The organism is Moritella sp. JT01 (assembly GCF_001574435.1).
Taxonomy (GTDB): domain Bacteria; phylum Pseudomonadota; class Gammaproteobacteria; order Enterobacterales; family Moritellaceae; genus Moritella.
On record NZ_LOCN01000006.1, the window covers coordinates 164,778 to 175,488 of the forward strand.

10 protein-coding genes are annotated in these 10,711 nt (G+C 45.8%); all 10 read left to right on the forward strand.

Annotation, left to right across the window (positions count from 1 at the left end; genetic code table 11):
* Positions 1-91: 91 nt before the first annotated feature.
* The 10 genes from AKG98_RS05870 (at position 92) to AKG98_RS05915 (ending at position 10,682) form a co-directional block, all read left to right on the forward strand.
* Positions 92-1,411 carry a hypothetical protein gene (locus tag AKG98_RS05870; protein ID WP_067042774.1) on the forward strand — a complete coding sequence of 440 codons (1,320 nt, stop codon included), beginning with the start codon at positions 92-94 and terminating at the stop codon, positions 1,409-1,411.
* Between the two features lie 163 nt (positions 1,412-1,574).
* Entirely contained in the window at positions 1,575-2,561 is a 987-nt protein-coding gene (gene nuoH / locus AKG98_RS05875; protein ID WP_067042777.1) for an NADH-quinone oxidoreductase subunit NuoH, read from the forward strand.
* 64 nt (positions 2,562-2,625) lie between these two features.
* On the forward strand, positions 2,626-3,201 hold the full coding sequence (locus AKG98_RS05880; RefSeq protein WP_067042779.1) for a 4Fe-4S dicluster domain-containing protein: 576 nt from the start codon (positions 2,626-2,628) through the stop codon (positions 3,199-3,201).
* Positions 3,202-3,219: 18 nt separating this feature from the next.
* Entirely contained in the window at positions 3,220-3,780 is a 561-nt protein-coding gene (locus AKG98_RS05885; RefSeq protein ID WP_067042782.1) for an NADH-quinone oxidoreductase subunit J, read from the forward strand.
* Entirely contained in the window at positions 3,777-4,079 is a 303-nt protein-coding gene (gene nuoK, locus AKG98_RS05890; protein ID WP_006032153.1) for an NADH-quinone oxidoreductase subunit NuoK, read from the forward strand. Before AKG98_RS05885 ends, nuoK begins: the two co-directional genes overlap by 4 nt.
* Before the next feature lie 11 nt (positions 4,080-4,090).
* A complete protein-coding gene (locus AKG98_RS05895; protein ID WP_228140216.1) occupies positions 4,091-5,632 on the forward strand; it encodes a monovalent cation/H+ antiporter subunit D family protein in 1,542 nt (513 codons plus the stop codon).
* Complete coding sequence (locus AKG98_RS05900; RefSeq protein ID WP_067042788.1) at positions 5,629-5,883, forward strand: hypothetical protein; 255 nt, start codon at positions 5,629-5,631, stop codon at positions 5,881-5,883. The genes AKG98_RS05895 and AKG98_RS05900 overlap by 4 nt, the downstream gene beginning before the upstream one ends.
* A complete protein-coding gene (locus AKG98_RS05905; RefSeq protein ID WP_067042791.1) occupies positions 5,876-7,663 on the forward strand; it encodes a Na(+)/H(+) antiporter subunit D in 1,788 nt (595 codons plus the stop codon). The genes AKG98_RS05900 and AKG98_RS05905 overlap by 8 nt, the downstream gene beginning before the upstream one ends.
* Positions 7,660-9,162, forward strand: a complete 1,503-nt coding sequence (locus AKG98_RS05910; protein ID WP_083543892.1) for an NADH-quinone oxidoreductase subunit M — start codon at positions 7,660-7,662, stop codon at positions 9,160-9,162. Before AKG98_RS05905 ends, AKG98_RS05910 begins: the two co-directional genes overlap by 4 nt.
* Entirely contained in the window at positions 9,159-10,682 is a 1,524-nt protein-coding gene (locus AKG98_RS05915) for an NADH-quinone oxidoreductase subunit N (RefSeq protein WP_067042793.1), read from the forward strand. The genes AKG98_RS05910 and AKG98_RS05915 overlap by 4 nt, the downstream gene beginning before the upstream one ends.
* Positions 10,683-10,711: the final 29 nt, after the last annotated feature.

Sequence of the window (10,711 nt, forward strand, 5' to 3'; positions counted from 1 at the left end):
TTTTACGGCATTAAAATGTAACGAAATTACGGTTTTTTTTTAAAGATAAACCTTAATTTAGTATTGTAAATAATGCCCACAGGAACTAATTATGAAATTTAAGCGCGCCATTTTCCCTGCAAGTATCCTTTCAACTGTCACTCTTATGGGTTGTAATTTAGATACCAATGACGAATATTCACCAACACAAACACAAATCACAGCTATGAGCGGCTATTTAGGAAATGCTCTAATATGCAGCGCTGAAAAAACAAAATCTTGTAATGAAGACCGAAGTAATGTGCTCGGTACAACCAACAGTAATGGTAAATTAAATACGAGAGACACATCCCTCCAATACCCTTTGATTGCAAGGGTATTGGAGGGAGTTTCATTTGATAGTGATAAAATAGGAGCAGCCAGAAAAAGTTATACTTTATTTTCTTATCCTGGCAGCACAGTTATAACACCATTTACAACAATAATGTATACCAAGAACATTGGTATACAAACGTTAGCTGGCTGGCTAAGTATTGAAGGAAAATTTATCTCTGGTGATTATATTGCGTTGAAATCAAATGAGGAAGATAACGAGCAAGCCCAACGAGCGCACCTTCTAGCAAGAACAATCAGTGACTTAGACATTCACACCGAAACAGACCTCCGTAATTTAGGAAAATTCGTAACAGACTTAGTTAACGATGGCGATAAACTAGATGAGATAAAAATAACCCGAGGTAATGCAAACAACTTCACCAAAGAAGAGGCTAAACACAATTCACTCGCTGCATATGTTGACGGTAATGAATTTACTTATCGTAGCTTAAATGAAAGCCATCCCACTCATGAAGGGGATTATAAAAATGGTGAATTAACAATAGATTACAATAATAATCAATTAAGTGTTAACGGTTCTCGTCATCTTTATTCCTATACAGCATCAGGTAGTATAATTAAAGCGCCTGGTGTTGGTTACATCGATACATATTATTATGCGAGTGATGATGTTGCGTTAGTTTCAACATCCCGCTCAGGCTTAGATTTAGTTACAAAAAAATCCCTTTCTAACACTGATAGTATTCGTATTAGCACTATGGATATTAAATTAGAAGGTAACTCTTGGTTTTATATATCACCAACAGAGTCTTTGAAATTAGCAGATATTACCAAATTTAGTTTTAATAATAATAAGACGCTAACCATTAAGATTAACGATGATAATGAATTTGAAGGTTCATGGAAGACCGAGAGAGAGCAGCTGACAATCACTAGTGACAAAGTAGTGAGTTATAAATTCGAATTCAAAATCAATGATGAGAATGTTTTACCTGTAATCAATACCGAAAATGAAAAAACACAGTACGGGCTATTTATTAGAACATCAGAATTTGCGGAACAGATAAAGAAATTATGGAATAAGGGCAAGCATTAAACAATCCTTTCATAAAATAATCACCTAACGGTAAGCAAGGAAGCGAACCGTACTCACCTCGAAATGATATTTGATTAAGTTATAAGCCCAAACTACCTTTATAGTACGCTTAAATTAAATATACCCAAACTACTTCAAAATACGATATCAGAGACCCGATAGCATGGAAACCTTATATGTCATCCTGCCTATGTTACTCAAGATTGCCGTCGTTGTGGCGGTGCTTCTACTGCTGCCCTTACCTCTTACCTGGCTAGAACGAAAAATTGCGGGTCATATCCAACAACGTCCGGGCCCCATGCGGGTCGGCTGGCACGGCTTGTTACAGCCCGTGGCCGACGGCATCAAACTACTGACGAAAGAAGATCATATTCCCAGTGCCGCCGATCGAACCCTGTTCAAAATGGCCCCTGTGGTCGCATTAGTACCACCTTTTGTGGTGTTTGTCGCCATCCCACTAGGGGAACCTGTAACAATTTTTGGTACTGAATTAATGCTCAGTCTGTCAGATATGAATGTAGGGTTGTTATTTATTCTCGCCGTTAGCGGCATCGGCATCTTTGGAACCATCCTCGCTGGCTGGGCCTCCAACAGTAAATATGCGGTACTCGGCAGCCTCAGGGCGATTGCCCAGATGATCAGTTATGAAATACCTATGGGGTTCTCTGTCATTGGCGTGGTGATGCTGGCTAACTCGATGAATATGATGGACATAGTTACCGCCCAAAAAGACATGTGGAATGTGGTCTATCAACCCTTAGGTTTTTTTGTATTCTTTGTGGCGGGACTGGCCGAAGTCCAGCGTATACCGTTCGATTTGCCAGAGGCAGAAGGCGATCTGGGTGCCGGTTATCATACCGAATATAGCGGCATACGCTTTTCCTTTTTTATGCTTAGCGAATATTTGGGCGTCGTGATCATAGGCTTTCTCAATGTGATGCTGTTTTTTGGCGGCTGGCATGGCGCGCCCCCCTTTATACCAGATACAGTCTGGCTGTTACTCAAAGTTGGTTTTTTCATCTGGGTGTTTATGTGGTTCCGTTTTACCTTTCCGCGTTACCGCTATGATCAGTTAATGGCGATTGGCTGGAAGGTGCTTTTACCCCTGTCGCTAGTAAACATTTTAATCAGCGGATTATTTATGTTTTAAGAACATCTCGTTACCCAGCAAAACGGGATAAGAAATGAGGTATCGATAGTACCGGGAGGCCAACATGGCCAGAACACGACAACAAAAGCAAAGCTGGATCGGATGGCTTTTATTCAGCGATCTGTGGCGCGCACTGCGGCTGACATTACACTATATGTTTTCCAGAATTATTACACACAGATATCCGGACCATGAAAAATGGCTGCCTTACCATCGTCATCGTGGGCATCATTTCATGAAAACCAACGATGAAGGCGACGTGAACTGTGTCGGCTGTGAGCTGTGTGCAAAGATCTGTCCCTGTGACTGCATCACGGTGGTGCCCTATGAAGATGAAAAAGGTAACCGACGGCCAAAAGTGTTTGATATCGATTTATCGCGCTGCCTTTATTGCGGCTTGTGTGAAGATGCCTGCCCGGCTGACGCGATCAAGCTAGGTCAGGAATATGAGGTTGCTAGTACCACCACCGAGGCGTTAGTGGTGCATCTTGAGGACTTAATAGCCGCACCACATAAGGCTGAAGAAGGGGCTGGCACCGTCGTCCCAGCATCGCTGGCTAAAGATGGCAGTGGTAAAACCATCACTCAGGCTAACGTAAAAGGCTACGACTGGTGGCAATTGCTCAAACGAGAGAAATAACAAAAAAAGGATTAATCAATGGAGCAACAATTTTTTATATTACTTGCCTTGGTTGCCATCGGTACTGGCTTGCTGGTTGTTGTCGCCAGAAACCCGATCCACAGTGCCCTGTCTCTTGTCGCCTGTTTTGTGCAGATCGCAGCCCTGTTTGTCCTACTGGGATCACCGTTTCTTGCGGTGATCCAGCTATTTGTTTATGTCGGGGCCATTATGGTGCTGTTTTTATTCGTCATCATGATGTTAGACGTACGTAAAGAAGCCCATGGTCGGTTTATCAATAACAGTCGATTTATTCAAAAAGGGGCAATACCAGCTATAGTCGCGCTGCTGGCACTGGCAACTGAGCTATTCTTTCTACTCAGCCAAAGCAGCCGTCTGCATGCGGTGATGGCGCAGCAAAGCATCATTGGCGATGAACCAACCAAGCAACTAAGCTTAACCTTATTCAGGGATTTTCTGCTGCCCTTTGAAGTGGCTTCAGTCATCCTACTGGTCGCCCTGATCGGCGCGGTAGTACTGGCCCAAAGTAACGGTCGTAACGAACACAAAAAAGGGGCCACGAAGGAGGTATCCAAATGATCCCCATCTCTTGGTATTTGATATTAGCTGCCATTTTATTTGTCATTGGCGCTGCAGGCGTATTACTCCGGCGTAATGTTTTGATTGTGCTGATGTCTCTCGAACTCATGCTCAACAGTGTCAATATCAATCTGCTTGCCTTCGGGTATGAAATGAACGATCCCCGCGGCCAGATCATGGCTATTTTTATTATTGCGATCACCGCAGCCGAAGTCGCTATTGCACTCGGCATACTGGTGGCTTTATTGCGTAACAAACGCACGCTGGAAGTAGATGACCTAACAATCATGAAAGGCTGAGACTGGAATTGATGACTCTTATCAATATGGAATTACTGAATTGGGAATTATTGTTATCCATAAGACCAGCCTTAGCGGTCACCGTCTCGCTCATTGCTGCGGGCGTCATACTGTGCCTGCATAATCGCCCCAACACACGGGATGCGGTATCGGTTGTAGCCGCGGTGATAAAGTTCATCATCGTTATTTCCATGGCGCCGTTAATACTGGCCGGCAATACTGTCGACCTGACTTTATTTGAGATCCTGCCAGGGGTTGATTTTGCGTTTCGGGTTGACGCGCTGGGCATGGTATTTGCCACAGTATCCAGCCTATTATGGATATTAGCCGCCATTTATTGCATCGGTTATATGCGCAGCCAGAATGAGAAAAATCAGACCCGATTCTATGCCTCTTTTGCCGTCTCGCTATCTGCAGCTGTGGGGGGAGCATTTGCCGCTAATCTGTTTACGCTGGTGATCTTTTACGAACTACTGAGCCTTATAACTTACCCACTGGTTTATCATAAAGAAAACCAGGAATCTTGGAATGGTAGTAAACGATATATCGTCTATTTGGTGGGAGCCTCAAAATCCTTTTTGCTTGCCGCACTGGCGCTAACTTATCAACTTACTGGCAGCTTTGATTTCTTACCCCAAGGCCTGTTCAAAAATGTCGTCGCCGCCGATGGCTTATTGATTATTATCTATTTCTGCTACCTATTCGGATTTGCCAAATCAGCCATCATGCCGTTCCACGCCTGGCTGCCAGCGGCCATGGTCGCACCAACCCCGGTCAGCGCTTTGTTACATGCGGTCGCGGTGGTGAAAATGGGGGTGTTCTGTCTGTTACGGGTCATTTTTCATGTGTTTGGTATCGACCTGATGAGTACCTTGGGTCTTGGCATAATCACCGCTTATCTGGTGTCCTTCACCATAGTTACCGCCTCTATTTACGCCCTGACCCGAGACGATTTGAAAGCCCGACTGGCCTATTCCACTGTGAGTCAACTCTCTTATATCATTCTCGGTGCTGCCATGCTGACCCCGATGGCCGCACTGGGAGGGATAATCCATATCGCCGCCCATGCCTTTTCAAAAATCACCCTGTTCTTCTGTGCGGGTTCTATTTATTGTGCCAGCCACCGCAAAAAAATCAGTGATCTTTCCGGCATAGGTAAAAGACTACCTGTAACCATGACCGCATTTTTCATCGGTTCCCTCGGTATGATTGGCATCCCGCCAAGCGGTGGGTTTATCAGTAAATGGTATCTGGTAGTGGGTTCTGTCGATGCCGGACAGATGGCGCTGCTAATCGTACTGCTGGTTAGCGCTGTGCTTAATGCGGCTTATTTTCTGCCCGTCACCTATAAAGCCTTTTTTGAGCGTGAGAAAATAACACAAAATCCATCACTCGTGGCGGCCAATGATATCCATGAGATCCCAATGATCGCGGTACCCTTACTGATCACTGCACTATTATCTTTGCTCCTGGGACTCTATCCGGATTATTTTTTAGGCCTAGCCAATACCTTAGTCGCAGACGCATTTGTCACAGGAGAATCGCTACCATGATGGCAAAACTGGTCAACTTCTTTGGTGACAAAAAACACACCAGAACACGCTGGCGTCTGTTAGTCGTCATTTTAGTGAGCATCGTCATTGCCGACTTTCTGGTTGCAAGACCTCACGGTTATAACGTTTGGGATGCTATACCCGGCTGGGGAGCACTGCTTGGGTTTATCGGCTGCGGCTTGATCATATTAGTCAGCAAATTCATCGGCAAAAAAATCGGTATCTCCAAGAAGGAAGACTATTATGACTGAATGGTTCTCCTTCTCCATGATGCCAGCCGTTCTGCTACTCGTAGGCGGTTTGCTGCTGCCGTTATTTAAAGGCAATAGCCAAAAATCCTACTCAATCATCATTCCACTGCTGGTGATCTTTTCTCTGACCCAAATGGAAATGGGGAGCTTCGGCGAAATTGACTTTGCCGGTATTTCATTGGTCATGTTCAAAGTTGACAAACTGAGTCTATTTTTTGGCTGGGTGTTTGCTATTGCGGCGTTGATCGGCAACATTTATAGCTTGCATATCAGTCATACAGGCCAAAGAGTGGCGGCGTTTCTTTATATGGGCAGTGCCTTTCTCGTACTCTTTGCCGGTGACTGGTTTACCCTGTTAGTCGGCTGGGAGATCATGGCATTTTCCTCTGCTTACCTGATCTTTGCCACTCGAAAAGACCCTGCTGTGAAAGCAGGCTTCCGTTATCTGATGGTGCATGTCACTGGGGGCGTATTACTGTTTGCCGGTATTGTACTACATGGTCTTGAAACCGGATCTTACTTGTTTGGCCCGATAGATGGCGCACAACAAGGGGGTATAGCATATACCTTGATTCTGATCGCCTTTATGATAAACGCCGCGGTTCCACCGTTAAATGCCTGGCTCACAGATGCTTATCCAGAGGCGACAGTAACTGGTGCGGTATTTTTAAGTGCCTTTACCACCAAAACCGCTGTTTATGTAATGATACGCGCCTATCCCGGCGCAGAAATCCTGATCGGTTTTGGGGTTTTCATGGCGCTTTATGGGGTGATATTCGCGATGCTGGAAAATGATTGCCGTCGCCTGCTAAGCTATCATATTGTCAGTCAAGTCGGTTACATGGTCGCAGGTATCGGCATCGGTACCGAAATGGCGCTGAACGGTAGCTCTTCCCATGCCTTCGCACATATTATCTATAAAGGCCTATTGTTTATGGGGGCGGGCGCTGTCATTCATATGACAGGCAAGCGTAAGCTTACCGAACTCGGCGGACTCTACCGAACGATGCCCTGGACGGTAGCGTTTTACATGGTTGGCGCATTTGCTATCGCAGGCTTTCCTTTTTTCAGTGGTTTCGTCAGTAAAAGTATGGTCATCGCCGCGGCCGCTGGAGATCACCATGCGACTGCCACGCTGTTACTTATGTTAGCTTCTTCCGGTACCTTCCTGTCGACAGGGCTTAAGCTACCTTATTATATGTTTTTTGGTAAAGATTCCGGCCTCCGCCCCAAGGAGCCGCCAATCAATATGTTAGTGGCCATGGGCATTGCCGCATGCTTCTGCATTGGCATCGGACTCTTTCCTAGTCTGCTTTATAACATGCTGCCTTATGCTGTTGAATTTGAACCCTATACAGGTGCACATATCACCGAAAGTCTCGGTATATTGATGTTCACCCTGTTGGCTTTTGTATTGTTACTTAAATACCTCAATCCCAAAAATACCATCAGCATCGATACCGACTGGTTTTACCGGCGCGGGGCAGCTGTCTTTATGTGGCTGGCTAATAAACCCGTGCTCCACTGGGAACAGATGGTTATCACGCTGGGTGATGGCGTTATCCTCAATACCCTGCATCGATTGTCCAAGTACAGCCTGACCGTCGATACTCACGTTGTCGACGGCGCGGTTAACGGCGTGGCGAAAACGGCAATGAAAAGCGGTAACTTGTTGCGCCGCCTGCAAACCGGCATTGTTTCCCATTATGCCCTTGCGATGGTGATTGGCCTGTTTTTGGTGATTGCCGTTTATATGTTGATTGGGAGTGAGGGCTTATGACAGACTCCTTGATGACCAGTTTACTCATAGAAAATGTACCGATATTAAGCATATTGATATTTTTGCCCGCGATAGCCGCATTATGCGTGCCCTTCCTATCAGGTAAAAACACAGTGCGCTGGTTTACGTTGATCATATTGTTTATCGATTTCCTCATTGCCACTTGGTTGCTGGTCATTTTTGATAATAGCACCGCCCAGATGCAATTTATGGAGAGTAAACCTTGGGTCCCCTCTCTGGGCATCACCTATAAATTAGGTATTGATGGGGTCAGTGTTTTATTTCTATTCTTAACCTCCCTGCTCGGCTGGATCTGTGTGTTGGCGTCCTGGAACGCCATTGCTAAGCGACTCAAAGAATTTATGATCTGCCTGCTGGTAATTCAGAGCCTGATGCTTGGGGTTTTTTGCGCGTTGGATCTACTGTTATTTTATGTGTTTTGGGAAGCGATGCTGGTCCCCATGTATCTGATGATAGGTATCTGGGGCGGCGAAGATCGCATCTATGCCGCGTTTAAGTTTTTTCTTTATACCCTCGCTGGCAGTCTGATATTTCTGGTGGGAATATTGGTGCTTTATTTCGCTGGTGGACGTACCTTCGATATCTTGGCGTTAATGGATGTGTCATATGACTTTGAGCTGCAGCGCTGGGTCTTTATTGCTTTCTTGATCGCATTTGCGGTCAAGGTACCCATGGTGCCAGTGCATACTTGGTTACCGGATGCCCACGTACAAGCCCCCACCGCAGGCAGTATTATTCTGGCTGGGGTACTGTTAAAAATGGGGGCGTACGGTTTTATTCGGTTTTCGTTGCCAATGTTACCCGATGCTTCCCATTATTTTGCCCCGTTAATGCAAGGGTTGTCGGCCGTCGCGATTGTCTATGGAGGGTTTCTCGCATTAGCGCAGCAGGACATCAAAAAACTGATCGCGTATTCCAGTATCAGCCACATGGGATTTATCACTTTAGGGCTTTTTACGTTCTCGACCAATGGCACAACTGGAGCCGTGATCCAGATGTTTAACCATGGCATTACCACGGGTGCCTTGTTCCTGTTTATTGGCCTAGTGTATGAGCGTACCCATTCACGGGATATTCCGGCTTATGGTGGTTTACTCAAGGCCATCCCCTTTTACGGCATATTTTTTGCGATATTCTTACTGTCTTCCATGGCAGTGCCCGGAACTAACGGGTTTATTGGCGAAATACTGGTGCTGTCAGGGACTTTTGGCGTCAATAACTGGGCCGCGACAGCTGGTGTGTTAGGGGCTTTGCTCGGCGCAGCTTACCTGTTAGGCATTTATCGTCAAATGCTATTGGGACCAGTCCGTATTCCTGGTGCCGCCAAAATGTGGGATCTTAATGTACGAGAGCTTTGCTGCGCACTGCCGCTTCTGCTCTTTGTGTTCTGGCTTGGATTTTATCCTAAACCCTTCCTCAGTATTCTGCAACCGACCCTAAAACACCTGCTTGAGCAAACATTGGGAGCAGGCTTATGAGCGACATAGCAGAAAAACAAACAGCTGCTGACTTCGTCACTGTCGATCTAACGGCTATCAGCCAATCGGTATTGGCGAGTGGGCCAGAAATTATCATCATTATCGGTGCCTGTGTGGCGTTGATGTTATCGCTGGTGCCACATCCTCGCCAAGATCAGCTGCTGGCAGGTGTTTCGGTGTTCATGATTTTACTTGCCGCCGGTATGAGCTATGCCCTATCCGATTTTCCGCAAACCGCTTATGCCGGTATGTTCGTCGTTGATGGATTTTCCACTTTTTTCAAAGTTATCCTTTATCTTGGCACCACGTTAACTGTGCTTATGTCAGGTAACTATCGACCCAATAACGGGCTAATCAAGGAAGGTGTGTTCCAAGGTGAATATTATGCCTTACTGCTGTTTGCACTTTTGGGTACGATGATCATGGTATCCAGCACCGATCTCCTGCTCATCTATATCGGCCTGGAACTGCAGGCGCTCTCGATTTATGTGTTAACGGGGTTCCTCAAAACTGACCTAAGATCCAATGAAGCGTCTTTAAAATATATCATTCTTGGCGCGTTCTCGTCCGGCATTATTCTTTACGGCATGTCTTTATTTTATGGTCTGACTGGCACCACTAATCTCAAAGATATGGCTGTAGCGCTGTCTACCTTAGATTTGTCAGACCCTATGTTGATCCTGGCAACCTTGTTTATGCTGGTTGGTCTGTTATTTAAAGTCGGTGCCGTCCCCTTCCACATGTGGGTACCAGACATTTATGAAGGAGCTCCGTCACCGATCACCGCCTATATGTCGGTGGCCTCCAAAGCGGCCGCGTTTGCCGTGATCATGCGGATCTTCATGCAGGATCTTTCGGTACTACAACCCATTTGGATTTTAAACATTGTAGGTATTTCAGTGCTAACAATGACGCTAGGCAGCTTTGTGGCTCTAGCACAAAACAATATCAAACGTATGTTGGCTTATTCCAGTATTGCTCACGCTGGGTTTCTGATGCTGGGCCTAGTGGCTGGTGGCAGAGACGGGATGGCAAGTATCATGCTTTATCTGCTGGTTTATACGTTTATGACAATCGGTATTTTTGCCGTCATCATTCTATTAAATAAAGGGGTAAGCCTAGGTGAGCCCATCGAGGACTTCTCTGGTCTGGCAAAAACGCATCCCGGTCTGGCATTTATGAGTCTGATTTTTTTATTTTCTCTGGCTGGAATTCCGCCAACTGGTGGTTTTTTTGCCAAGTTTTATGTGCTAACAGCGCTTGTAGATAAAGGCCATGTGATATTGGCTGTGATCGCAGTGCTATTGAGCGCCGTCGCGGCCTGGTTTTACATCCGTATCATCATGTTGATGTATGTGCAGCCTCCAGCACTAACACCAACACAAGCGGCCGAGATACAGCTTACCTCATCCATACGTATTGTTTTGTTAATCGCCACAATCGGCACTTTACTGACTGGGGTGTTACCCGCCTGGTTCCTTGGTTTTGTCGCCGATTCAATCCCCCTTGGTCTTGGATAAAACCCCAAAACAAGACTACAGTTAAAAAG